At 69.9% G+C, this 24,186-nt stretch carries 22 protein-coding genes and 3 pseudogenes; 7 read left to right on the top strand and 18 right to left on the bottom strand.

Features of this window, described 5'->3' with window-relative positions:
- Positions 1-91 precede the first annotated feature (91 nt).
- Both ASD25_RS07665 and ASD25_RS07660 read left to right on the top strand, forming a co-directional pair.
- Positions 92-1,705 (top strand): serine hydrolase, encoded by a 1,614-nt coding sequence (locus ASD25_RS07665; protein ID WP_056615857.1) that lies wholly within the window; start codon positions 92-94, stop codon positions 1,703-1,705.
- A gap of 83 nt (positions 1,706-1,788) precedes the next feature.
- Positions 1,789-3,738: a PAS domain-containing sensor histidine kinase gene (locus ASD25_RS07660; protein WP_056615854.1), complete on the top strand. Its 1,950-nt coding sequence runs from the start codon at positions 1,789-1,791 to the stop codon at positions 3,736-3,738.
- Here ASD25_RS07660 and ASD25_RS07655 read toward each other — a convergent pair whose 3' ends face one another.
- From ASD25_RS07655 to ASD25_RS07625, 7 genes are all read right to left on the bottom strand, one after another.
- The gene (locus ASD25_RS07655) at positions 3,739-4,152 is read right to left on the bottom strand and encodes a hypothetical protein (RefSeq protein ID WP_056615851.1); all 414 of its coding nucleotides are present in this window, start codon (positions 4,150-4,152) and stop codon (positions 3,739-3,741) included.
- A gap of 72 nt (positions 4,153-4,224) precedes the next feature.
- Positions 4,225-4,956 carry a DUF4893 domain-containing protein gene (locus ASD25_RS07650; protein ID WP_056615849.1) on the bottom strand — a complete coding sequence of 244 codons (732 nt, stop codon included), beginning with the start codon at positions 4,954-4,956 and terminating at the stop codon, positions 4,225-4,227.
- 49 nt (positions 4,957-5,005) lie between these two features.
- Positions 5,006-6,337 carry an NAD(P)/FAD-dependent oxidoreductase gene (locus tag ASD25_RS07645; RefSeq protein WP_200943567.1) on the bottom strand — a complete coding sequence of 444 codons (1,332 nt, stop codon included), beginning with the start codon at positions 6,335-6,337 and terminating at the stop codon, positions 5,006-5,008.
- On the bottom strand, positions 6,334-6,981 hold the full coding sequence (locus tag ASD25_RS07640) for a DUF4893 domain-containing protein (protein WP_056615846.1): 648 nt from the start codon (positions 6,979-6,981) through the stop codon (positions 6,334-6,336). Before ASD25_RS07640 ends, ASD25_RS07645 begins: the two co-directional genes overlap by 4 nt.
- Positions 6,982-7,063: 82 nt before the next feature.
- Entirely contained in the window at positions 7,064-8,014 is a 951-nt protein-coding gene (locus tag ASD25_RS07635; protein WP_056615843.1) for a DUF4167 domain-containing protein, read from the bottom strand.
- Between the two features lie 277 nt (positions 8,015-8,291).
- Positions 8,292-9,173, bottom strand: coding sequence for a peptide chain release factor N(5)-glutamine methyltransferase (gene prmC / locus ASD25_RS07630; RefSeq protein ID WP_056615841.1), 882 nt, complete (start codon positions 9,171-9,173; stop codon positions 8,292-8,294).
- Complete coding sequence (locus ASD25_RS07625; RefSeq protein WP_056615838.1) at positions 9,170-9,937, bottom strand: MOSC domain-containing protein; 768 nt, start codon at positions 9,935-9,937, stop codon at positions 9,170-9,172. The genes prmC and ASD25_RS07625 overlap by 4 nt, the downstream gene beginning before the upstream one ends.
- Positions 9,938-10,019: 82 nt before the next feature.
- Between ASD25_RS07625 and ASD25_RS07620 the strand changes: the two genes are divergently transcribed.
- Positions 10,020-11,252: a YihY/virulence factor BrkB family protein gene (locus ASD25_RS07620; protein WP_056615836.1), complete on the top strand. Its 1,233-nt coding sequence runs from the start codon at positions 10,020-10,022 to the stop codon at positions 11,250-11,252.
- Positions 11,253-11,388: 136 nt separating this feature from the next.
- Here the strand turns inward: ASD25_RS07620 and prfA are convergent, their stop codons facing one another.
- Complete coding sequence (prfA, locus tag ASD25_RS07615) at positions 11,389-12,456, bottom strand: peptide chain release factor 1 (RefSeq protein ID WP_056615833.1); 1,068 nt, start codon at positions 12,454-12,456, stop codon at positions 11,389-11,391.
- Positions 12,457-12,637: 181 nt separating this feature from the next.
- Here prfA and ASD25_RS07610 point away from each other — a divergent pair, with 181 nt between their 5' ends.
- Positions 12,638-13,264, top strand: a complete 627-nt coding sequence (locus ASD25_RS07610) for a response regulator (RefSeq protein WP_056615830.1) — start codon at positions 12,638-12,640, stop codon at positions 13,262-13,264.
- A 62-nt stretch (positions 13,265-13,326) separates the two neighbouring features.
- Positions 13,327-14,106, top strand: coding sequence for a sulfite exporter TauE/SafE family protein (locus tag ASD25_RS07605; protein ID WP_056615826.1), 780 nt, complete (start codon positions 13,327-13,329; stop codon positions 14,104-14,106).
- A gap of 58 nt (positions 14,107-14,164) precedes the next feature.
- On the opposite strand, the gene ASD25_RS07600 is transcribed toward ASD25_RS07605, so the two are convergent.
- The 8 genes and pseudogenes from ASD25_RS07600 to ASD25_RS31765 form a co-directional block, all read right to left on the bottom strand.
- Positions 14,165-14,656, bottom strand: a complete 492-nt coding sequence (locus ASD25_RS07600; RefSeq protein ID WP_056615824.1) for a hypothetical protein — start codon at positions 14,654-14,656, stop codon at positions 14,165-14,167.
- 101 nt (positions 14,657-14,757) lie between these two features.
- Positions 14,758-15,351, bottom strand: a complete 594-nt coding sequence (locus ASD25_RS07595) for a glutathione S-transferase N-terminal domain-containing protein (RefSeq protein WP_056615822.1) — start codon at positions 15,349-15,351, stop codon at positions 14,758-14,760.
- Positions 15,352-15,376: 25 nt separating this feature from the next.
- Positions 15,377-16,462: a flavodoxin-dependent (E)-4-hydroxy-3-methylbut-2-enyl-diphosphate synthase gene (ispG, locus tag ASD25_RS07590; protein WP_056615819.1), complete on the bottom strand. Its 1,086-nt coding sequence runs from the start codon at positions 16,460-16,462 to the stop codon at positions 15,377-15,379.
- Positions 16,463-16,517: 55 nt separating this feature from the next.
- Complete coding sequence (locus ASD25_RS07585) at positions 16,518-17,600, bottom strand: RodZ family helix-turn-helix domain-containing protein (protein ID WP_056615816.1); 1,083 nt, start codon at positions 17,598-17,600, stop codon at positions 16,518-16,520.
- Positions 17,601-17,795: 195 nt separating this feature from the next.
- Positions 17,796-20,063 (bottom strand): phosphoenolpyruvate--protein phosphotransferase, encoded by a 2,268-nt coding sequence (gene ptsP, locus ASD25_RS07580; protein WP_056615815.1) that lies wholly within the window; start codon positions 20,061-20,063, stop codon positions 17,796-17,798.
- A 50-nt stretch (positions 20,064-20,113) separates the two neighbouring features.
- Positions 20,114-20,762, bottom strand: a pseudogene (locus ASD25_RS07575) (ACT domain-containing protein); the annotation flags it as partial.
- 1 nt (position 20,763) lies between these two features.
- Positions 20,764-21,464: pseudogene (locus tag ASD25_RS07570) on the bottom strand (aspartate kinase); the annotation flags it as partial.
- Position 21,465: 1 nt separating this feature from the next.
- Positions 21,466-21,614, bottom strand: a pseudogene (locus tag ASD25_RS31765) (aspartate kinase); the annotation flags it as partial.
- Between the two features lie 241 nt (positions 21,615-21,855).
- On the opposite strand from ASD25_RS31765, the gene ubiG reads away from it, so the two are divergent.
- Together ubiG and ASD25_RS07560 are read left to right on the top strand one after the other, a co-directional pair.
- Positions 21,856-22,572: bifunctional 2-polyprenyl-6-hydroxyphenol methylase/3-demethylubiquinol 3-O-methyltransferase UbiG (gene ubiG, locus ASD25_RS07565; RefSeq protein WP_235562649.1), on the top strand; the 717-nt coding region annotated here is incomplete at its 5' end.
- Positions 22,573-22,669: 97 nt separating this feature from the next.
- On the top strand, positions 22,670-22,891 hold the full coding sequence (locus tag ASD25_RS07560) for a hypothetical protein (protein ID WP_056615812.1): 222 nt from the start codon (positions 22,670-22,672) through the stop codon (positions 22,889-22,891).
- Here ASD25_RS07560 and ASD25_RS07555 read toward each other — a convergent pair.
- Together ASD25_RS07555 and ASD25_RS07550 are read right to left on the bottom strand one after the other, a co-directional pair.
- The gene (locus ASD25_RS07555) at positions 22,888-23,340 is read right to left on the bottom strand and encodes a DUF6265 family protein (RefSeq protein WP_056615809.1); all 453 of its coding nucleotides are present in this window, start codon (positions 23,338-23,340) and stop codon (positions 22,888-22,890) included. The two genes, ASD25_RS07560 and ASD25_RS07555, sit on opposite strands and share 4 nt — an antisense overlap.
- A 30-nt stretch (positions 23,341-23,370) precedes the next feature.
- Complete coding sequence (locus tag ASD25_RS07550) at positions 23,371-24,186, bottom strand: helix-turn-helix domain-containing protein (protein ID WP_056615807.1); 816 nt, start codon at positions 24,184-24,186, stop codon at positions 23,371-23,373.

Genomic DNA, 24,186 nt, shown 5'->3' with positions numbered 1-24,186 from the left:
GTGGCGATCGGATCACACAAGGGCGGGGCGGTCTGGCGCAGGGGCGGGGCGCGGGCTAGCGTCGGCGCCGAGTTCAGTCCGGAGCCCCTGCATGTCCATACGTCTCACCCGCCGCGCGGCGCTGGTTTCGTCCGTGGCCGGAGCGGCCGCCCTGCCGTCGACGGGGTGGGCGCAGGCGCCCGCCAACGACAGCGCGGCGCTGGCGGACCAGGTCGACGCCTATGTGACGCGGACGATGGCGGCCTTCCCGGACCAGCCGGCGGTATCGGTGGCGCTGGTCAAGGGCGGGCAGGCGGTGCTGACGAAGGGCTACGGCGCGCGGGCGGTCGGCGGGGCGGCGGTGGACGAGCACACCCTGTTCGCCATCGCCTCGAACACCAAGGCGGTGACCTGCGCGGCGCTGGCGATCCTGATCGACGAGGGCAAGGTCAAGTGGGACGAGCCGGTGCGGACGTATCTGCCCGGCTTCAGCCTGTCGAAGCCCGAGCTGAACGACATGGTCACGGTGCGCGATCTGGTCAGTCACCGGATCGGGTTTGGCCTGGGCGCCGGGGACCTGCTGTTCTGGCCCAACAGCGACCGGACGCGGGCCGAGATCATGGCGGCCATTCCGCATGTGCCGATCGAGGACAGCTTCCGCACCACCTACCACTACTGCAACCTGATGTTCGTGGCCGCGGGCGAGGTGGTGGCGGCGGCCTCGGGCATGCCGTGGGAGCAGTTCGTCCAGACGCGGATCCTCGACCGTCTGGGCATGAGCGAGACCCTGCCGCTGATGACGGCGGCGGACCCGGCGAAGTCGGCCCTGCCGAACGGCCGGATCGGACCGCCGCTGCGGTATCAGGGCGAAATGAAGAACATCGGCCAGTCGATCCAGGAGGTCTGGGACTGGGCGGCGGCCGGGGCGGCTGGCGGCTTCGTCACCAATCCGGTGGACTGGGCGAAGTGGATCGCGGTGCAGCTGGCGCGCGGCGCCCTGCCGGACGGGACGCGGCTTTATTCCGAGGCGCGGGCCAACGAGATGTGGCGGCCGAACATCCTGATCTCGAACTCGGCCGGGCCGACGGCGCAGCTGCCGAACCGGGCTGTGGCCTCGACCTATGCGACGGGCTGGCAGGTGCAGGACTATCGCGGCGAGCGCATGATCACCCACGGCGGCGGGGCGCCGGGCTTCATCTCGGGCACGGTGCTGATCCCCGGGCGGGACGCCGGTTTCAGCTATTTCACCAACGCCGAGGAGAGCTTCCTGACACGGGCGCTGCGCAGCGGCATCACCGACATCATCATGGGCAAGGCCGACTTCGACTGGGTCGCGGACGGCGTGCGGCTGAAGACCGAGGGCGACGCGAAATCGATCGCGGCGGCGGCGGAGATCGACGCCAAACAGGCGGCGGGCGCGCCGCCGTCCCTGCCGCTGTCCGCCTATCGCGGCACCTGGCGCGATCCCTGGTATGGCGACATCACCATCGAGGCGCGGGACGTGGTGCTGTGGCTGACGTTCAGCCGGACGCCGGCGCTGAACGGGCCGCTGGAACCGTATGACGGCGACACCCTGAGGACGCGGTTCACCGACCGGCGGGAGGAGGACCTGTTCATCACCTTCAAGGTCGAGAACGGGGCCCCCGTCTCGGCGACGATGAAGGCGGTCAGTCCGGATGCGGACTTCTCGTACGACTACCACGACCTGCGGCTGACCAGGGTCTGACGGCGGCGTTGTAGGAACCATCAGGACGCGGCAATCGTTCAAGCCGCGCCTTTCGCGCGGGCTGCGCGTTGTCAGGGGGCGAAATGACAGACGCGACGACCTCCGGGCCGATCGACGGTGACCGCTATCGCCTGCTGGTGAACGCGATCACTGACTACGCCATCTACATGCTGGACGCCGGCGGACACGTGGCCAGCTGGAATGCCGGGGCGGAGCGGTTCAAGGGCTATACGCCGGCGGAGATCGTCGGCGAGCATTTTTCGCGCTTCTATACTGATGAGGACCGGGCGACCGGCGTGCCGGCGCAGGCCCTGCATCAGGCCGCGACCGAAGGGCGTTTTGAACAGGAGGGCTGGCGCGTCCGCAAGGACGGGACCCGGTTCTGGGCCCATGTCGTCATTGACCCCATCCGGTCGCCCGAGGGCGGGCTGATCGGCTTCGCCAAGATCACGCGCGACCTGACCGAGCGGAAGCTGGCGGCCGAGGCCCTGCGCAAGAGCGAGGAGGAATTCCGCCTGCTGGTCGAGGGCGTCACCGACTACGCCATCTACATGCTGGACCCGCAGGGACGGGTGACGACCTGGAATGCGGGCGCGCAGCGCATCAAGGGTTATCGGCCCGAGGAGATCATCGGCGGGCATTTCTCGGCCTTCTACACCGAGGAGGACCGGGCCTCGGGCGCGCCGGACGAAGCGCTGGCCGTTGCGGCCCGGGAAGGGCGGTTCGAGACCGAGGCCCTGCGGGTCCGCAAGGACGGGACCAGCTTCCGGGCGCATGTCGTCATCGACGCTATCCGGCACGAGGACGGCGGGCTGCTGGGGTTCGCCAAGATCACGCGCGACGTCACCGAACGGGTCGAGGCGCAGCGCGCGCTGGAAGACGCCCGGGAGGCGCTGTTCCAGTCGCAGAAGATAGAAGCCATCGGCCAGCTGACCGGCGGGATCGCCCACGACTTCAACAACCTTCTGATGGCCGTGATGGGCAGTCTGGAGCTGGTGCGCAAACGGCTGGACTACGATCCACGGGTCACGCCGCTGATCGACAACGCCATCCAGGGTGCGGAGCGGGGCGCTGTCCTGACGCAAAGGATGCTGTCGTTCGCCCGCAAACAGGAACTGACTTTCGGAGCGGTCGACGTTCCCGTGCTGGTTCGCGGGATGTCGGAGTTCATCGACCGAACCATCGGACCGAACGTCGAGGTGGCGCTGCGCTTTTCGCCGGGCCTGCCGCGGGCTCACTCCGATCCCTACCAGCTGGAAGCGGCGCTGCTGAATCTGGTGGTCAATGCGCGGGACGCCATGCCGCGCGGCGGGGCGATCACCATCTCGGCCGAACCGGTGGCGGGCGCCGGTTCCATGACGGAGGTCCCGGGCGACGCTGCCTTCGTGCGGATCAGCGTTCAGGACACCGGCGAGGGTATGGACGAGGCGACGCTGCGGCGTGCGACCGAGCCTTTCTTCACCACCAAGGGCGCGGGCAAGGGCACCGGTCTGGGCCTGTCGATGGTGCACGGGCTGGCCGAGCAATCAGGCGGCCGTTTTGGCCTGACCAGCCGCGAAGGGGAAGGGGTCGCCGCCCATATCTGGTTGCCCGTCGCGGGCAAGGATGAGACGGCGGAGGTGGCTTCGGGTGCGCCGAAACCGGCATCGGGCCGAAGGGGGCTGCGTATCCTCGTGGTCGACGATGACAGGCTGGTGCTGACCAATACGGTCGCCATGCTGGAAGACCTCGGCCATACGGTGGTCGCGGCGGAGTCAGCCAGGCAGGGGCTGGCGGCGGCGCAGAAAGACCCCGGAATTGATCTTGTCATCACTGACGAGGTCATGCCGAGGATGAGCGGGTCGGAGATGGCGGGCCGCATGCTGGAATCGCGGCCCGGCCTGCCGATCGGCGTGGTCACCGGCTATGCTGATGTGGCGGATCAGGGGCGCCGCCTGAGCCTTGGCCTGCCGCGTCTGGCCAAGCCCTTCACCCAGGCGACGCTGGCGGCCTTTGTCGACCAGCTGATCCTGGCCGAGGCCGAGCCGGCCTGACTACTCGGCCGTCTGGCGCCGTGAGACGCGGCCCGCTTCCAGCACCGGCATCCCGGCCTCGGTGGGGATGTAGATGGTTTCGCGGCCCGACTTGCCCGCGGTTTCCTTGAGCATGTCGATATAGGCCCAGCGCAGATAGTTGTCCGGGCCGCCGAGGCTTTCGGCCATGATGCGATTGGCCTCGTTGGTGCCGCGGGCACGGGCGACCTCGGCCTGGGCGGTCAGCTGGGCGGAGTCGAGGGCGGCCTGGGCCTCGAGCACCCGGATGCGGCGGTCCTGCACGGCCTGCTCATAGGCCGCCTTGCCCTGCATCTGCTTCGAATAGACGTTGTAGGTCGGCAGGCCGATCAGGGCGATGGCGGCGATGACGACGACCAGTGCAATCGAGCCGATGGTGATGCTTGTACCGCGCATTGGGACCCCCTGAGGCTGGCGGAAACGCCCGCGCGACCAGAGTCGCCGCGGGCGGTCCGGGGGTCAAGGGCGTCAGCGCGTCAGTTCGAGAATCTCGAGCTTGGAATCGACCTTCGGCCACGGAATGACCAGCCGCCAGCGGTTCGAGCCGATGCGTTCGAAGACGCCGACCTGATCCCGGATCGGCTGCTGGCCGTAGCGGGGGTAGCCCGTCTCGTCCGCGCCCCACGCCTGGGCGCCGACGAAGATCAGGCGATTGTCCGTGTCCGGATAAAGCAGGCCGCGCGTGCGCTGCGAGCCGTTGGTCTTGGTCAGGATCAGGTCGCCGCCGGGGGTCAGTTCGACCGAGCAGCGGAACCAGGGGTATTCGAGATAGGCGAGGCCGCCGGGAGAGTTGCTGCCAAGTTTGATCGTACGGCAGCGGTAGGCGCCGGGCGCGGGCTGGAGACGGCCGGCCTGACCGGCATTGGGGTCGACGAGCGGTCCCAGCGCCTCGACCTTGTCCGCGAAGCCGTTGTCCTCGGCCTCGGCCCGGCCAAGCCGCCAGGCCTGATCGAGACGACCCAGATTGGCGGCGTCGGCGGCCGAGACGACCTGACGCCAGTCGGCGGTTCCGCCCTGTTCGCCCTCTGCCGGAGGCGCGGGTGTCTGGCCGGGGGCGGCGGGGGTCCCGGGCCGCATCGGGGCCGGGGACGAGGTGTCGACGTCAGCCGGGGGCGCCGCCGGACCGGCGGCGGGCGGGGCGGTCTCTCCGCAGGCGGCGAGAAGGGCGGCGAGCGAGGCGACGGCGACGAGTGTTCGCATGGGATTTCCCTGGGGCTGCACCGTGCAAACGGTTGCGACGCGGAGGGGTTCAGCCGCCATGTGACGATCGGGGGTCCAGCAGGACGCCCGCGACCGTGGCGGCCAGCAGGCGCGGGGCCAAGGGCAGGCGCGCGACCTTGCCCAGCAGATGGTCGCGGACCCAGGGCAACAGGCGGCCGTCCGCCTGATAGAAGGGGGTGAAGCCGAGGCTGAGCGCCTGATAGAGGCGAACGTGCCAGCGGCGGGCGCGGGCGTAGGCGTTCAGGGCGGTCGGCAGGTCGCGGTGCTGCTTCAGGGCCTCGGAGAGCGCCAAGGCGTCCAGCAGACCCATGTTCACGCCCTGACCCAGCTGGGGGCTGGTCGAATGGGCGGCGTCGCCGAGCACCGCCAGCCGGTCCCCGACGGGACGGGCGAGGGTCTGGTGACCGTAGGAGGCGAGGGTCATCTGTTCGCGGTCGGTGATGGCGTCCATGACCGGCGTCAGCTCAGGCCAGAGGCGCAGGCAGTGCTCCTTCCACCTATCGAGCCCCAGCGCGTGCCAGTCGGCCCAGATCTCGGTCTTGAGGCTCCAGAAGAAGGTGGCAAGCGGGGCCGGATCGCCGGGCAGGGAGCCGCTGGGCAGGACGCCCAGCATGCGGCTGGCGCCCAGATAGACCTGTTCCAGCGCCGTCGGATCGAAGGGCGCGCCGGGCCAGGGCACGGTGGTCCACAGGGCCCCCCAAGCGAGGTCGCGCCGCTCCACGCCCATGCCGGCGGCGATGGCCGAGCGCGCGCCCGAGGCGTCGACGACGAGATTGAACGGCGCGGCGCTGCGGCGGCCGCTGCTGTCGGTCAGGCGGCCCGCGTCGGCGGCGACGATCTCGCGGTCCGTCTCGAAGTCGACGCCGGCCTCGACGCAGGCGTCGTACAGGATCGAGAACATGGCGGCGCGGTGGATGCCGATGGCCTGACGGGGCTTCTTCAGATCGCTGTAGCGGACATCGAGAACCACCCGGCCGCGCCGGGCCTCGCGGCCGAAGATGTGGTCGATGGGCTGGCCGAGGGCCTCGACCTGCGGGGTGAGGCCCAGCCCGTCGAGGACGTGCAGGCCGGTGGGCTGGAGCAGGAAGCCTGCGCCGACCGGGCGGGGCGTGGCGAACCGCTCATGGACCATGACGCGGCGGCCCTGCCTGACCAGCATCAGGGCGACGGCGAGGCCGGTGGGGCCGGCGCCGATCACGGCGATGTCGGCGGGGCGGGCGCGGCGGGGCGGCGGCGGGATGTCGAGGGTTTCGGGCGCGGATTTTCCGGAAGCACGCGGTCGCCGCGGCTTTGGAGCCTCGGTGGTCGGCGCGGGTTTCGCCCGCGGCTTGCGGGGTTTCGGGGCCGGCGGCTTCGTCACGCGGGGATGAGTTCGATCACGTCGAGGTTGGACTCGGCCTGGGGCCAAGGCAGGACCAGACGCCAGCGGCGGTCGCCGATCCGCTCCAGCACGGCGATCAGGTCGCGGTCGGGGCGCTGGCCGTAGGAGTTGGCGGCGGGCTCCTCGGCAAGGGCGAGGGAGCCGAGCATGACCATCTGGCGGTCGTTTTCGGGGAAGAGCAGGCCCGAGGGGCGCTGACTGCCGGTGACCTTCGAGAATTTCAGGCCGCGCGGGGTCTGTTCGATGCGGCAGGAGAACCAGCCGTAGACGACATAGCCGAGACCCTGTTCGCCGCCCTGCGAGCCCAGTTTGACGGTGCGGCAGCGGTAGTCGCCGGGCGGCGGGGCGACGGGCGCGCGGCGGATGTCGGGGGCGATCAGATCGCCGAGCGAGCGGAGGTCGCCCGAGCCGGTCTGGCGGCGCGCCTGCTGCAGGGCCAGCGACCAGGCGGCGTCGCGGCGGAGGTAGCGGTCGCGGTCGGATGCGGTGACGACGCTGCGCCAGTCGCGCAGGGCGGGACCGGCGCCGGAGGGCGGCGGCGGCGGCGGCGGAGCGCTGGCGCAGGCGGCCAGCGTCAGGGCCGCGAGGGCGATCAGGGCCGGGGATCGCGACAGGCTGGGCATGGGCGCTCCGCTTGGGGTCGGGCGCTCTTTGGGCCAGTCCGCGAGGCCGGCGTCAAGCACGCCGGGCTCGCGGGAGAGGGCCTCAGTCTTCGGCGGGAGCCTCGACCTTGCGGCGCGGGGCGCGGCGCTTGGGCGTGGGGGCTTCCTCCGAGGCGTCCGCCGGAGCGGAGGTCTCGACGGGCGCGGGCGCCGGAGCGGCCGAACGGGTCAGGAAGCCGGGCAGGGCCGAGGGACCATCGTCGGTCGCCACGCCGGCGTCGCGGCGCGGGCGGCGCTCGGCGCGTTCGGCGCGGGCCGGACGCTCCGCGCGCTCGGGCCGGTCCGCCTGTTCAACGGTTTCGGCGCGGGCTTCGGGCGCTTCGTCCGAGGGCGGAGCGTCGCCCTCGGGGCGATCGCCGCCTTCGCGGTCGAAGCGGGCGTTGCGTTCCAGCTGGCGGCGCTCCCAGCGCTCGCGGCGGGTCTCGCGGCGGCTGCCGTCGGGGTTGGTTCCGGCCTCGCCCTCAGGGCGCGGTTCGCGGTCGGCGCGCGGCTGGTCGTCGCGGTCGCGCCATTCGCGGCGGGGCTGCTCGCCCTGACGATCGCCGGAGCGGTCGCGTTCCTCGTTCTCTCGCTGGCGGGCCTCGATCTGGGCGAGGCGGTCGGCCTCCACCTTTTCGGCGGCCATGATGGCGGCGGCCTGTGCGCCGGTCTCGTCCTCGAAATCGATGTCGAAGCCCTGGCCGGCCAGTTCGCGCTGGGCGATCTCGGAGACGGGACGCGAGGGCTGCAGGGCGCGCAGGACGCGGAAATAGTGTTCGGCGTGCTGGGTGTAGTTTTCAGCGAGAACGCGGTCGCCGGCGGCCGAGGCGTCGCGCGCCAGCTGCATGTAGCGTTCGTAGACGGTCTGGGCGTTGCCGCGGACCTTGATGTTCTCGGGACCTTGCGAGTCCCACGAACGGTTCGGGTTGGTGGCGTTGGCGTTGTTGTTTCCGCCGCCGCTGCCGGGCTTCCTGTTGCGTCCGCGCTGACGCTTCATGCCCTTGAAATCTCTCATCGGAGGCTACCGTGCTTTGTATGAGGGACGGTCCGGGGCGAGGGCCGCGGGCGCTGTCCGTCTGGTCGTTCCGCTTCGTTCCGGGGCCAATCCCCGCTGACGATGTGATCGGAAATCCGTTGCCGCCCCGTGGTCCGCCGGGCGACCCGGCCCGACCGTCACTGCCCTGAGCGCGCGTGGATGGGCCAGAAGCGGACCAAGGCGTGCGTTTTGGGTGGGAGACAGATGAAGACTTAGCGCGGGCGGAGCCGCTTTCCAAGGGGAAGTTTTGGGCCGCCTACATCTTCGGAATGGGATTGGTGCGCGGATCGGGGCCGTTGGTGATCACCCGGTCGCGGTCGGACAGGTCCTTGACGATGATCACGTTGGCGAAGCCCGCTTCCTCGAACAGGGCCTTGACCTGCGGGCCCTGGTCCCAGCCGATCTCGACGGCGAAGATCCCTTCGGGCCGGAGGATGCGGCGGATCTCGGGCGCCAGTTCGCGGTAGGCGACCAGACCGTCGGGGCCGCCGTCCAGCGCCAGCAAGGGGTCGTGGTCGCGGACCTCGGGGTCGAGGCCGGGGATGTCGCCCGAGGGGATGTAGGGCGGGTTGGAGACCACCAGATCGAAGCTGTCGTCGCCGAAGCCGGCGGCCCATTCGGTGCGCAGGAAGGTTGCGCGGTTGTCGAGTTCGAGGTTGGCGGCGTTCTCTTTCGCCACAGCCAGGGCTTCGGACGAGATGTCGGTGCCGACGCCGCGCGCGCCGGCGCGTTCGGCCAAGGTGGCCAGCAGGATGGCGCCGGAGCCGGTGCCCAGGTCGATCATCTCGAAGGCGCGGTTCGGCGGGAAGGCCAGCATGACGACGTCGAGGATGGCCTCGGTGTCCGGGCGCGGGCTGAGCACGTCAGGGGTGACGTTCAGCATGATCTTCCAGAAGCCCTTCTTGCCGAGGATGCGCGAGACGGGCTCGCGGCGCAGGCGGCGTTCGACATAGGCGTCGAGTTGGGTCTGTTGATCGGCGGTGACCTCGCGATAGGGGTCGGCGAGGATGTCGGTGCGGGTCGCGCCGGTGGCGACCTCCAGCAGCAGGCGGGCGTCGATCGAGGGACTGTCGATGCGGCCGGCCTTGAGGGTCGCGGTGGCGGCCTTCCAGGCGGTGACGAGGGTCGGGGCGGTCATGGCCGGATCTCCAGAGGGTCGCCGACGGCGATGCGGCCTGCCGTCCCGATCGAGACGTACAGGCCGCACAGCACATGGCCGTACTGTTCGAACAGTGAAGCGCAGACATCGATGTCGCGTTCACCGGTTTCGGGATTTGCGTGGGTGGCGGCGCAGCGGGTGATCGGCTTGACGCCCTTCAGGGCGACGCCGCCGACGGTGATGTGGCGTCCGCTCCAGCCATTCTCGACCCAGGGCTCCAGCCCCTCGACCCAGATGTTGGCGCGGAAGCGGAGGGGGTCGAGCGGGCGGTCGATGCGGGCTTCGAGATCACGCACGCTGGCGAGGTTCAGCACCGAGGCGAAGCCGTTGCGGCTGTCCATGAAACGATGGCGGTCGCCGGCGGGGATGATCCTCAGCGGGCCGTCGACGGCGTCGCCGAGGAAGTCGGTCAGCCATGCGTCGAAGCGGGTCCGGTCGTCCGGATCGGACAGGCGGACGGCGAGGTCGGGATGCCCGTCGGCCTGCACCGTCATCACATCGGTCGGCTCGTCCCAGCGGGTGCGGACGCGGGCGAGCGACGGATCGCGCATCAGGACGGTGAAGCGCGTCTTGGGCAGCTGCGTCGGGGCCGCGGGATCGAAACCGGTGGGGCCGTCCTCCACGGCGTACATCCGGTCGCCGGGGAACCAGCCGCCGGCCTGCAACCGCGCCTCGGCGAGCGGTTCGGGCGTGAAGCCTTTCACGGGATGGCGCCAGAGGGCGGTGACGACGGCGTCGGTCATTCTGTTCGCTTGACGCGGACGCCCGCAGATTTCAAGTCGAAGCGGGGCGGAACGCGGTCCCGGCCGGAGCCGTTGTCGCGCGATGCGAAGTCAGTCGGGACACAAGAGAGGGCGCGGGGGCGGCCTCGGGCCGTGGGGGATCGCCGGCGCCATCGCAGGCGGGCTGGCCGCCGGGGCGGGCGCGGCGCATCTGCTGTATACGCGCGGCCACAAATACGGGATCGAGCTGAGGCAGAAGCGGCCGGAGCCGCTGCCGCCGCGCGCGCCCACGCCCGAGGATTTCGAGGCGAAGGAACCCGGACGCGGCCGGCTGGCGCAGCGGCCCGAACATATTCCGCACAAGGGCTGGGTCGACATCTTCTGGCGGCTGGGGATGTCCTATTTCGGCGACCGGATCGGGTTTCTGGCCGGGGGCGTGACCTTCTTCGTCATGCTGTCGCTGTTTCCGACCCTTGCGGCCTTCGTGACGGTCTACGGCCTGTTCGCCGATCCCACGGACGCAGCGGCGCGGGTGTCCTTCCTCTATTCGGTGATGCCATCGGGCGTGGCGCAGTTCCTGTCCGGCGAGATGCAGCGTCTGGCCGAGAATTCGAACACCCAGCTGACCTTCACCCTCGTCTGGACCCTGGCCCTGTCGATGTGGACCGCGAACGGGGCGATCAAGGTGCTCTTCTACGGGCTGAACGTCGCCTATCACGAGGTCGAGAAGCGCCACATCGTCAAGTACAACCTGATGTGCATGGCCTTCACGGTCGGCGGGCTGGCCTCGATCCTGATCACGGCGGGCATCATCGTGGGCGTGCCGCTGGTGCTGGGCGTGTTCGGCTGGGCGGCGGAGTGGAGCTATCTGGCGCCGTTCCGGTGGCCGGTGCTGCTGCTGGTCTATATCGCGGCCCTGACGCTGATCTACCGGATGGGGCCGTGCCGCCAGAAGGCGCGGTGGCGGTGGCTGACGCCGGGGGCGATCTTCGCGGCGCTGCTGAGCCTGACCCTGTCGCTGATCTTCAGCTGGTATCTGCAGACCTTCGTGCGCACGGCCTCCTATGGCCCGCTGGCGGCGATGATGGGTTTCCTGCTGTGGACCTGGCTGAGCGTGCAGATCATCCTGATGGGCGCCGAGCTGAACGCCGAGATCGAGCACCAGACGGCGATCGACACGACGACCGGCGATCCGCTGGCGATCGGCGAGCGCGGGGCGGTGGTGGCCGATACCGTCGGGCCCAAGCGCGGCAATCCGGCGGCGCTGGCGTTCACCATGCGGCACGCCGAGGCGCTGTCGGACCGGTTGCTGAAGCGGAAGATCAGAAGCCAGTAAGGCGGGCGTCTCCCTCCCCTTCATGGGGAGGGTGGTCGCGCAGCGACCGGGTGGGGAATTTCAGGCTTACCCCACCCTGTCGTCGCTTCGCGCCGACATCCCTCCCCATGAAGGGGAGGGAGAAACCATGCGCGCTTCAGCCGAACTCGGCTTCCAGATCGGCCAGACGCGCGGCCTGATCCTCGGCGATCAGGGCGTTCAGCAGGGGGTCGATGTCGCCCTCGAGGATCTGCGGCAGGCTGTGCAGGGTCAGGCCGATGCGGTGGTCGGTCACACGCCCTTGCGGGAAGTTGTAGGTGCGGATGCGTTCCGAGCGGTCGCCCGATCCGACCTGCGACTTGCGGGCGTCGGAACGGGCGTTGTCCTTGGCCTGCCGCTGCATGTCGTAGAGGCGGACGCGCAGGTTCTTCATCGCCTTGTCGCGGTTCACGTGCTGCGACTTCTCGGACGAGGTGACCACGATCCCCGAGGGGAAGTGGGTGATGCGCACGGCGGAGTCGGTCTTGTTGACGTGCTGGCCGCCCGAGCCGGAGGCGCGGAAGGTGTCGATGCGGATGTCCTTGTCCTGGATGTCGATCTCGACGTCCTCAACCTCGGGCAGGACGGCGACTGTGGCTGCCGAGGTATGGATGCGGCCCTGGGCCTCGGTCGAGGGGACGCGCTGGACGCGGTGGACGCCGCTTTCGAACTTCAGCCGGCCGAACACGCCGTCGCCGGTGACGGTGGCGATGATTTCCTTGTAGCCGCCGGCGTCGCCCTCGGTGGCCGAGTCCAGCTCGACCCGCCAGCCGCGGGTGGAGGCGTAGCGGGAGTACATGCGGAACAGGTCGCCGGCGAACAGGGCGGCCTCGTCGCCGCCGGTGCCCGCACGGACTTCCAGCACGGCCGAGGCGTTCTCGTCGGCGTCGCGCGGGGCCAGCAGAAGAGCCACGTCCCGCTCCATGTCGGGCAGGGTTTCCTTGAGGGTCTGCAGTTCCTCGGCGGCCATTTCGGCCATCTCGGGATCGGCTGCCATGGCCTCCAGATCGGCCATTTCGGCGCGGGTCTTGGCCAGCGCCATGACGGCGTCGGCCACGGGCTTCATCTCCGCGTGCTCTTTCGACAGGCGCACGATCTCGGCCCCGTCGGACGCAGCGCCCATCCGCGCCTCCACCTGGTGGAAGCGGTCGAGGACCTGATCGAGACGGGCCTGGGGCAGTCGCAAGGGGCGGATATCCTGTTGGACGAAACGGGCCGGAGGCATAGCCCAGTGGGTCCCCGGCTGTCGAGGAAGGCGGTCGCGGCGGGATGGCGTGATCGTGACCCGGCCTCACAAGCCTGTCAGCAAAGGTTTCGCCGGCCAAACCGGGCGCCTAGGTCAGGGCCGGGCAGCAGGCAGAGGGCGAATGTTTGACGGAACGCTGAACGCGACGATCGGAAACGGGGCTGAACTGGACCGGCTGCGCGCCAGATACGACGGGCTGCTGGCGGATCCGCCGGCGCCGCCCGGAGAAGAGGCTCTGGTCGAACTGGCGGGCATGGCGCGGATCTTTGATCTCGACGGATCGCGTCCTCCTGCGGAGGTGTGGCGCGACCTGCGCGCGGTGCTGACGCGACACGGCGGGACGACGCCGGACATCCGCCATCCAGCCGCGTCGCATCGCCCCCTGACCCTGATGGTGGTCGAGGACGATCCCGGCATGGCTTCGGACCTGACCGAGATGCTGACGGGGGCGGGGCACGGCGTGGTCGGGCCATTTTCGGACGCGGACGCCGCCCGGACGGCGGCGGGACTGCACGCCGTCGATCTGGCTCTGCTGGATATCAATCTGGCCGGAGATGGCGACGGCGTCGATCTGGCGAGAACGCTGACGCAGACCTGGGGCGTCCCGGTCATCTTCCTGACCGGCAATGTCGAGGCCGCAGCGCGACACGCGCGGCTGGCGACGGCTCTGGTGCTGAAACCCTATGGCGGGCGCGACGTGCTGGACGCAATCGCGCGGACGGTCGCGAGCGGTGCGGTGGCGGCATGAGCAGGCAACCAAAGGCGCCGCCAAGCTTTGCGGAGAGAACCGGGGCTGATCGATCGGGCTGAATGGAAACCTTTCTGCTGTTCTTCGTCGTCGGGGTGCTGGCGCAGTCGGTCGATGGCGCCCTGGGCATGGCCTATGGGGTGATCTCGTCCTCGGTGTTGCTGGCGTTCGGCGTGCCGCCGGCCATGGCCTCGGCAAGCGTGCATGGGGCCGAGGTCTTCACCACCGCGGCCTCGGCAGGCAGCCATATCGCGCACAGGAATGTGGACTGGCGGCTGCTGGTTCCGCTGGCGATCGCCGGGGTGATCGGCGGGTGTCTGGGGGCCTATGTGCTGGCCGGGATAGAGGGGGACGTCATCAAGCCCTTCGTCATCGCCTATCTGGGGCTGATGGGGCTCTACATCCTGTGGCGAGCCGGCCATGACATCCTGATCAAGCACATTCGCTCGTGGGTCACCTGGCCGCTGGGCCTGATCGGCGGCTTCCTCGACGCCGTAGGCGGAGGCGGCTGGGGACCGACCGTGACCTCGACCCTGGTCGGGGCCGGTCAGGAGCCGCGCCGCGCGATCGGCACGGCCAATACGGCCGAGTTCTTTCTGACCGTGGCCATCAGCGCGACCTTCGTCTGGTCGTTGTTGACGGGGCACTGGGAGGATGCCGGCGCTCTGGAGCACCATGCATCGGCGATCGGAGGGCTGGTGGTCGGCGGGCTGGTCGCCGCGCCGTTCGCGGGCTTGATCACCAAACGGGTGCCGAGGAAGGTGCTGGCCTATGCGGTGGGCGCGGTGCTGCTGATGCTGTCCGTCTTCCAGGGGCTGCAGCTGGCGGGCGTGCTGGCCTGATACGAAAAGGGCGGGACCGGCCTGCGCCGATCCCGCCCTCGCTCGCGATGCCGAAAATCTAGTTCGGACGGCCGGTGGCGGCTGAAGCGGCGGCGGCCTGACGGGCGATCTCGGCCTGTTCGGCGTCCCAGCGCGCCTGTTCGGCGGGGGTGCGCAGGGTCACGACCAGTGGGTTCGGCGTGAGGTCGTTCAGGGCGCCCGAGGAGGCGTCGACCACGCCGCCGACGATGCCGCCGAAGATGACGTTGCCGGCCAGACCGGCCGCGCCGCCGCCCGAGATGCCGCTCTTGATGTCAAAGGTCTGGGCCGCATAGCCGTCCATCGACACCGTCGCGCGGAACTCGTCCTTGCGCGGCATGCGGAAGGTGCAGGGGGTGGCGTCGCACTGGAAGCCGTTCGAGGTCGAGACGCGGGCGCCGGGAGGCTCGCTGGTGACAGTGAACTCCTGGCTCGAGCCGCGCGTGATGGTGGCGCAGGCGGGCAGCGACAGCGCCACGCCGACAAGCGCGAGCGCACGCGCGCCGAAGCGCACGGAACGGTTGGAAATCATGGAAGCCCCCAAATGGTTACAGGTCCGCCCCCCGGCGGACCTGCGGCCTGTTTGGCATTTACGGTGACGCTTCGTCAATCACCGGAGCGTGATCGAAGCGCTCAACCGGGCCGGGTTTCGGAGAAGCTGGGACGGTCCTCGATCGCGTCGTGCAGGGCGACCAGATGGGGGCGGCCCGTGCGCCAGTCGAAGTCCGGATGGCGGAAGCCGATCCAGGCGACGGCGCAGCCGGCGGTGATGACGCCCATGTCCAGCCGGGCGGCGTCGGGACGGGCGGCCTCAAGCGCATCGAGGGCGCGGGCCATGTTGGCGGTCCAGCGCGTCATCCACGACGGCGAGCGCTCGTTTTCGGGCCGACGGATCTCCAGCAGAAGTTTGACGCCCATTTCCAGCGCGCCGTTGGCGAGTGTCTCCATGCGCCGCACGCGCAGCCGCCCGGCGCCGTCGGGCAGGAGGCGCGGGCCCGAGCCGATGCCGTCCAGGTATTCGCAGATGACCGGGCTGTCGGTGACCGGCAGGCCATCCTCGGCGATCAGGGTCGGGGCCTGGACGATGGGGTTGGCGGCCAGCAGTTCGGGCGTGTTGGCGTAGGGGTCGACCATGATCTCCTCGATCCGGTCGATCAGGCCCTTCTCGCGCGCCACAATGCGGCATTTGCGGGCGAAGGGGGACGGAGCAGTGACGTAGAGCTTCATGGTCGCCTTTGCAGCAGACGCCGGACTATTCGGCGGGTTCGAGGACCGGGGCCGGAGCCTGAAGCGCACGCGCCGCGTCCAGTTCGGCGGCCTTCTGTTCGACCAGATGGACGATCTCGTCGATCATGCCCTCATTGGCCTGTTTGTGGGCCATCTTGCCGTTCAGATAGACCATGCCGGCGCCCTTGCCGCCGCCGGTGAAGCCAACGTCCGTGTACAGAGCTTCACCCGGTCCGTTGACGACGCAGCCGATGATCGACAGCGACATCGGCGTGGTCACATGGGCCAGCTTCTCTTCGAGGATGCCGACGGTCTCGATGACGTTGAGGATGTCGAAGCCGACCTTGATCTCCTCCACCGGATCGGCGGCCAGGGAGACGCGGATGGTGTCGCCGATGCCGGCCCACAGCATGTTCCCCATGCCGATGGCCGACTTGATGGTGCCCGACCGCAGCGGGCCCGCCTCGGTGACGCCGAGATGCAGGGGGCAGTCGATGGCCTCGGCCAGCTGCTGATAGGCGGCGACGGTCAGGAAGGGGTCGGACGCCTTCACCGAGATCTTGAACTCGTGGAAGTCGTGGTCCTGCAGGATGCGGGCGTGGTTGAGGGCGCTCTCGACCATGGCCTCGGGGCAGGGCTCGCCGTATTTCTCGAGCAGTTCGCGTTCCAGCGAGCCGGCGTTGACGCCGATCCGCATCGAGCAGCCATGGTCCTTGGCGGCCTGGATGACCTCGCGGACGCGATCGGGCGAGCCGATGTTGCCCGGGTTGATGCGCAGGCAGGCGGCGCCGGCCTGGGCCGCCTCGATGCCGCGCTTGTAGTGGAAGTGGATGTCCGCAACGAGCGGGACCCTGGCCTCGCGCACGATCTGGCGGAAGGCGGCGGTCGATTCCTCGTCGGGGCAGGAGACGCGGACGATGTCGGCCCCGGCCTCTTCCAGCTGGCGGATCTGGTCGATGGTCGCGGCCGCCTCCGAGGTCGGCGTATTGGTCATCGACTGGACGCTGATCGGTGCATCGCCGCCCACAGGCACGGAGCCGACCATGATCTGGCGGCTCTTGCGGCGTTCGATGTGACGCCAGGGACGGATGTGCGAATGGTCAGCGCTCATGACGGCGCAACATAGGCCTTCGATTGCGGCAAGGCCACGACGCGCGTTGACGCAATCAGCCGGCCGGGGTGACGGCCATGGCGGGCTGGATGGTGGCGGCGCGCGCCTGGGCCTCGGCCTGGGCGGCCTGGGCGCGGGCGGCGGCCTCGGCGGCGGTCTGGCGGGCCAGGGTCTGGGCGCGGGCGCTCAGCTGGCTGAGGGGGGTCTGTTCAGCTGTCAGCGTGCCGCCGTGCTCGCCGTTCAGATAGACGTCGAAGTCGGCGAAGTCGGACGAGGCGTCGACCACGGCGGACAGGCCGATCGGGGCGCGCCATGCATCGCCGGCCGCCAGCTGGCGCGCGAACAGAACCCGGCCATCGGCCATGCGGACCACGAGGCTGGCGGCCTTGCGGGCCTGAATGACGACCTGGGAGGCGCTGGCCGAGGCGCCGTAGATGGCGCCGCGCGGGTTGAAGGCGCGCTGAACCGGCGGGGCCGAGGAGGCGGCGGCGGCGGCCAGACCCGCGGGCGAGGTCGGGTCGACGCCCGTCAGCTCGGCCTCGAGGCCGGGGGTGACATAGAGGGCCGGAATGGTCTGGTCGGGCGGGGCCGGCTGTGGCGCGGACAGGCGCAGGGACTGGCCCGGCACCTCGCCCAGCGACCAGCTTTCGGGCACGGCGGCGATGTCGGACGGCTGGGGCGCGCGCATCAGGCTGACGCGCTGGAAGACGTTCCAGCCGACGACGGCGACGACCAGCGCCAGACCGGCGGCGATCAGGCGGGGCGAATAGCGGCGGACCTCCTCGAAGGCGACGCCGACGGGCGCCTGAAGCGGCACCGAGGGGTCAGGGGTCTCGCGCTTGAAGCGTTCGACGGCCAGCTGCTCGTCCAGCCCCAACGCATCAGCGTAGGCGCGGACATAGCCGATGGAGAAGACGCGGTTGGGCAGGGTCGAAAAATCGTTCTGTTCCAGCGCGGTCAGATAGCGGGCGGGCACGCGGGTGACGGCGGACAGCTCGGCGAGGGACCGGCCCGACTGCTCGCGGGCCACGCGCAGGCCGTCGCCGAGGGTCGCCGCGTCCGTGATCGACGGAACGACGTCCTTCCATTCAGGATGAGCCCGGAACTCGTCGGACCCGCTGCCTGTATCCAACGCCATGGCGTCTGACCCCACACTCGGCGAGCACGGGGAGTCCCCATGCGGCGCCGTACTCGAACTCGGGGCCTGTACCATATCGGGATGACAGTTCGGGCCTGCCCCCGCAGACCACCCGGTTCCGGCTTGTGGATAACTCATTTGAGATGACCGATCAACGATTTGTTAGGCATCCCGGCGGGTTTCGGCGCGGGATAGTCAGATCGTGACGTTCAACTTCCGGGCCAGGGATTCCAGCTCGCCGCGGATCGATCCGGCGGACGAACCCAGCAGGTTGGTCATGCCCCGCCGCGCGGCGCCGAGGTCGGCGGACAGGATCATCCGCTTGACCGGCCCGACGCCTCCGGCCGGGGCCGACAGACGGGTGTAGCCCAGTGTCAGAAGGGCGAAGGCCTCTAGCGGCTTGCCCGCCATCTCGCCGCAGACGGAGACCGGCGTGCCGGTGTCGGCGCATTTCTTCTGGATTTCGGCCAGGGCGCGCAGGGCCGGCGGCGACAGCGGGTCGTAGCGGTCGGACACCAGCGGGTTCGTGCGGTCGGCGGCGAACATGTACTGGAACAGGTCGTTGGTGCCGATCGACACGAAGTCGGTCAGCGGCAGCAGGGCGTCCAGATGCCACAGCAGGCTGGGGCATTCGATCATGGCTCCGACGCGCAGCAGGGCGGGGAGGGACCGGCCCCGGCGGCGGGCCCATTCGCACTCCACATCGACCAGTTCGCGGGCGGCGCGGAACTCGTCGACCGTGGCGATCATGGGGAACATGACGCGCAGCTCGCGCCCCGCGGCGGCGGCCAGCAGGGCGCGCAGCTGGAGCCGCAGCAGGCCGGGCCGGTCGAGACCGAGACGGATGGCGCGGCGGCCCAGCGCCGGGTTCTCTTCCCGGGCGGTCTCCAGATAGGGCAGGACCTTGTCGCCGCCGATGTCGAGCGTGCGGAAGGTGACGGGCCGGTCGCCGGCGGTGTCCAGCACCAGTTTGTACAGGGCGGTCTGGCTGGTCAGCCGGGGCAGTTCCTCCGAGACCATGAACTGGAATTCGGTGCGGAACAGGCCGATGCCCTCCGCGCCCGTAGCGTCGAGGTTCTCCAGATCGACGGCGAGGCCGGCGTTGGTCAGAACCGTGATGCGGGTCCCGTCGACGGTGACGGCGGGAACGTCGCGCAGCTTGGCGAACTCGGCCTGACGCGCGCTGCGCACCAGCATGCGGGACTGGATGGCGGCCAGCATGTCGGGGCGCGGGCGCAGATAGGTCTCGCCGGTCTCGCCGTCGACGATGACGAGATCGCCCTCGGACAGGCGGTCGCGCAGGCCCATGACGCGGCCGACGCAGGGGATCTGAAGCGCGCGGGCGACGATGGCGGCGTGGCTGGCGGCCGAGCCCTCTTCCAGCAGAAGGCCCCGCAGCTTGTGGCGCGGATATTCGAGCAGGTCGGCGGGGCCGAGGTTGCGGGCGACGAGGATGGCGTCATCGGGGATGTCGCGGTCGCCCGGCTTGTCGCCAGCGAGAACTCTCAACAACCGGTTCGCCAGATCCTCGAAGTCGTGCAGCCGTTCCTTGATGTAAGGGTCGCGGGCCTGGGCGAAGCGGGCGCGGTGTTCGTTGCGGACGCGGTCGACGGCGGCCTCGGCGGTCAGGCCTGTACGCACGGCCTCCTCAAGCGACCGGTTCCAGCCCCGGTCGTCGGCGAACATCCGGTAGGTTTCCAGCACCTCGAACGACTGGCCGGCCAGCTTGCCCTGGCCGCCGTCGAGGATGGAGTCGATGTTCGCCTTGAGCCCGATCAGGGCCTCTCGCAGGCGGATTTCCTCGACCTGCTGGTTCTCGGCCAGAAGGTTTTCCGGCGGCACCGGGGCTTCGTGCAGGATGACGTGGCCATAGGCCAGACCTTCGGCAAAGCGCTGGCCCTTGAGGCGTTCGGGCCGGTGCGGGGCGACCTCAATGTCGCGCAACTCGTCCTGCGCCAGCAGTTCGCCGGAAGCCACGGTCTCGGCCAGCACCATGGCGATGGTCTGGATGTCCTCGACTTCCTCCTCGTCATAGCGTCGCTCGGAGCGGTTCTGGACGACGAGGACGCCGATGGCGCGGCCGCCGCGCAGCAGGGGGGCGCCGAGGAAGGCGTGATACGGGTCTTCGCCCGTTTCCGGGCGGTAGGCGAAGCTGGGGTGGGACGGGGCGTCCGACAGGCTGATGGGGGAGGCGCTGCGGGCGACCTCGCCGACCAGACCCTCGCCGGGTCGCAGCCGGGTCTTGTGCACGGCCTCGGGGTTCAGGCCCTGGGTGGCGAAAAGCTCAAGCTCGCCCGAGGCGCGGCGCAGATAGATGGAACAGACCTCGGCGACCATCGACTGGGCGATGGTGCGCACGACCATGTCGAGACGCTCCTGCGCCGGAGCCGCTCCGGCCATGGCCTCGCGGATCTGGCGAAGGAGGTTGCGCGGCCCCCTCGTCGTCAATCCGCCAACCGCCATGCCCCCTCCGAAACTGCAGCGCTCCAGATGGGCGCCATCAGGTCAGTATTCTAGACCGCTTCCAGTCCGTAAGCCGAATGAAGCGCACGAACGGCCAGCTCCGCATAGGCCGCGTCGATCAGGACGCTGATCTTGATCTCGGATGTCGAGATGGCCTGGAACTTCACGCCCTTGTCGGCGAGGGCCCGGAACATGGTCTGGGCGACGCCCGCATGGCTGCGCATGCCGACCCCGACGACCGAGACCTTGGCCACGTCCTCGTCGACGCGCAGTTCCTCGAAGCCGATCTCGGCCTGGGCGCCGCGCATCAGCTCGGCGGCGCGCGCGGCGTCGCGGCGGCCGGTGGTGAAGGTCAGGTTGACCGCCCCCTCGCTGCGCGCCTGCGACTGGACGATCATGTCGACGTTGACGTTGGCCTCGGCCAGCCGTGTGAAGACGTCGGCGGGCGCCTCGACCCGGTCGGACAGGCCCAGCAGGGTGATGCGGGCCTCGTCGCGGCTCATGGTGACGCCGGACACGATGCGTTTTTCCACGATTTCCTCCTCGTCGCAGATCAGGGTGCCGGCGTTGGCGGGCAGGGCCCCGTTCTCGTCGGGTTCGATGAAGCTTGATAGCACGCGCAGCGGCACCTGTTTGGCCATGGCCAGTTCGACCGAGCGGGTCTGCAGCACCTTGGCCCCGAGAGAGGCCATCTCCAGCNCCGGCGTTGGCGGGCAGGGCCCCGTTCTCGTCGGGTTCGATAAAGCTTGATAGCACGCGCAGCGGCACCTGTTTGGCCATGGCCAGTTCGACCGAGCGCGTCTGCAGGACCTTGGCCCCCAGGGAGGCCATCTCAAGCATCTCCTCATAGGAAATCTTCTCGAGGCGGCGGGCGCGGCTCTCGATGCGGGGGTCGGTGGTGTAGACGCCGTCGACGTCGGTGTAGATGTCGCAAGGGCAGTTCAGGGCGGCGGCCACGGCCACGGCCGAGGTGTCGGAGCCGCCGCGGCCGAGCGTGGTGATCCGGCCTGCGCGGCTGACGCCCTGGAAGCCGGGGACGACGGCGATCTCGCCCGCGTCCATGGCGGCGCCGAGGACCTCGCCGGGGACGTCGTCGATACGGGCGCGGCCGTGGGCGTCGTCGGTCAGGATCGGGATCTGCCAGCCCATCCACGTGCGGGCGTTCAGCCCCATGTTGCGCAGGGTCAGGGCCAGCAGGCCCGCCGTCACCTGTTCGCCCGAGGCGACGACGACGTCGTATTCGTCGTCAGAGAGTTCGATGCCCTGTCCGGGACGCCCGGCGCCGTCGGTCCAGGCGACCAGTTCATTGGTCTTGCCGGCCATGGCGGAGACGACGACGGCGACCTGTTTGCCGGCGGCGGCCTCGGCGGCGACGATGCGGGCGGCGCGGCGGATCCGCTCNCCGGCCATGGCGGAGACGACGACGGCGACCTGTTTGCCGGCGGCGGCCTCGGCGGCGACGATGCGGGCGGCGCGGCGGATCCGCTCGAGGTCGCCCATGGACGTGCCGCCGAACTTCATCACCAGTCGTGCTGTAGCTGGCCGCGTCATCGTGGCGGTTCGTCCCGTCTTGCGTGGAAGGCCGCGCGGGTTCATCCCTCGGCCCATGGTCGCTTCTAACGACACGGTATCGGCGCGCAAACCCCAAAGCCGCCCGCAATTCAACGATCAGGCCGAGGGGGCTTCGATCGATCCCGCCGACGTGGCGCGCTTTTCGGCCCAGGCGGCGGAATGGTGGGACGCGCGCGGGCCGTTCGCGCCGCTGCACAAATTCAATCCGGCGCGGCTGGCNCCCGCCGACGTGGCGCGCTTTTCGGCCCAGGCGGCGGAATGGTGGGACGCGCGCGGGCCGTTCGCGCCGCTGCACAAATTCAATCCGGCGCGGCTGGCCTTCGTGCGCGACCGGGCGGCGGAGCGGTTCGGGCGCGATCCGAAGACGCGCGCGCCGTTCGCGGGCCTGACCCTGCTGGACGTGGGCTGTGGCGGCGGGCTGATCGCCGAGCCGATGCGGCGGATGGGGTTTGACGTCACCGCCGTCGACGCCTCGGCCGAGAACATCGGCACGGCGCGGGCCCATGCCGAACAGCAGGGGCTGGACATCGCCTATCGCGCGGCGACGGTCGAGCAGCTGGAGGCCGAGGGGGCGGGGCCGTTCGACGTGGTCCTGACCATGGAGGTGATCGAGCATGTCGCCGATCCCGAGGCCTTCGTCCGCGCCTGCTCGCGGCTGGTGAAGCCGGGCGGGATGATGATCGTGGCGACCCTGAACCGGACGCTGAAGTCGCTGGCGCTTGGCAAGATCGCGGCGGAATACATTCTGCGCTGGGTGCCCGAGGGGACCCACGACTGGAGCCAGTTCCTGAAGCCGGACGAGATCCGGCTGATGCTGTCGGCCGAGCCTGTGGCGGTCACCGGGCCGTACGGCCTGGCCTATGATCCGCTGAGGGATCGCTGGAGCGAGACCAGCGACGCCGGGATCAACTACATGATGATGGCCACGCGCGACTGACGCCGGCTTACGGCGAATTCATCCACCTGAACCGGATGTAACGGGACAACGGCAGAGCTCGGAGGGATGAAACGACATCCCCGAACGGAGCCAGACCATGAAACACCTTCTGATCCTCGCCGCCCTGTCCGCCAGCCTGATGACCTCGGCCTGCGTCACCGTGATCGACGCCGACGACGACAACGATCTGGCCTGGCATGGCGAGAACGCGCAGCCGTTCGACGCCGCGCGCGACGAATGCCGCGCCTCGACCCGCCATGGTCAGCGGAGCGAAGCCTTCCGCGACTGTATGGCCGCCAAGGGCTGGACCCGCAGCTAGGTCGGGCAGCGGGTATTGAGGGGCGCGGCGCGGAAAATCCATTCCATGCTGCGCGCCTGTCCGCCGATCTCGCCCTCGATCCGGGCCTTCAGGCCGGCGCCGTCGCGTTCATAGATGACGCGCGTCGGGAAGTCGTTTTCGGCGTTGGCGAACACCGCCCGCGTCGGACCGCTTTCGGCAAGGGCGAAGACGGTGGGCGGAGCGCCGCCGGGCTGGGCGACATAGGCGAACCCCTGCGGCGTCGGGCCGATGTGCGAGACCTCGAAGGACGGACGTCCGTCCTCGGTGGTGACGGCGTGACCGACGCTGAGGCCGGCGCGCGGATCGCTCCAGGTTTCGGACGCCTCGCGTCCGTTCGAACAGTCGAGCCAGTAGCCGCCCATCCATGACAGGTCGGGCGTCGCTGGCGCGGTCTGGAACAGGGCGGCGGCGAGCATGGCGGTCAGCATCGGAATATCCCCTCGGTTGCGGCGCCGACCCTAGTGCGGAGACAGCGGGCCGGGCTTGTAGGATTGCGACGCGATCCGGCGGGCCAGGCCGATCTGGTCGCGGGCCCATTCAGTGGCGGTGCAGCCGAGGAAACGGCGGAAATCGCGGGCCAGCTGCGGCTGGTCGAAATAGCCGGCCTCCAGACCCGCCTCCAGCCAGCCGAGCGCCTCGGGGCCCTGGGCATGGTCGAAGACGCGGCGGAAACGCAGGATCGAGCGCAGCATGCGGGGTGGGACGCCGACGCGGTCGCTGAAGCGACGCTGGAGGGCGCGCTGTTCGGCTGCGGAACGGGCGGGAGAGGGCTGGTCCGCCTCGGCGGCCTCGATTTCGGCGCGGACGACCGGATCCAGCGACCAGGTGTTGCGGCGACGATGGTCCTCCAGCAAGTCCACCATGACCGCGACCTGACCGGCAGGATCGCCAGCGGTAGCCGTGACGCCCGCCATCCGGGCGGTCATGTCGAGGCGGCGGTCGGTGGCTTCGGCGGCGGCATGGCCCAGCCAGTCGCGGGCGCCGTCGGGCTCGAAACGGACGGCGACCAGTTCGACCGGGCCGACGGGGCGAAGGGCCAGCGGTCGGGTCATCTGGCCGGCGAACAGGGCCTGCGGCTGGAGGCGGAAGACGCCGTCGTCGCCCTGTTCCTCGTAGGGAGAGGCGATGTCCAGGATCAGTTCAGGGCAGCCGTCCGGGGCGATGCGCTGCACCGTCGGCTCGGGCGCGGGGGCGGCGTAGGTCCAGATCGTGCGGACGAAGGGGCGCAGTGAGGGCGGCGGTTCGTGTTCCTGATAGCGCTCCCCCTCGTCCAC

This window comes from Brevundimonas sp. Root1423, assembly GCF_001426805.1.
The sequence above is the reverse complement of the archived record's forward strand: the minus strand, read 5'-3'. Positions and strand labels throughout refer to the sequence as shown.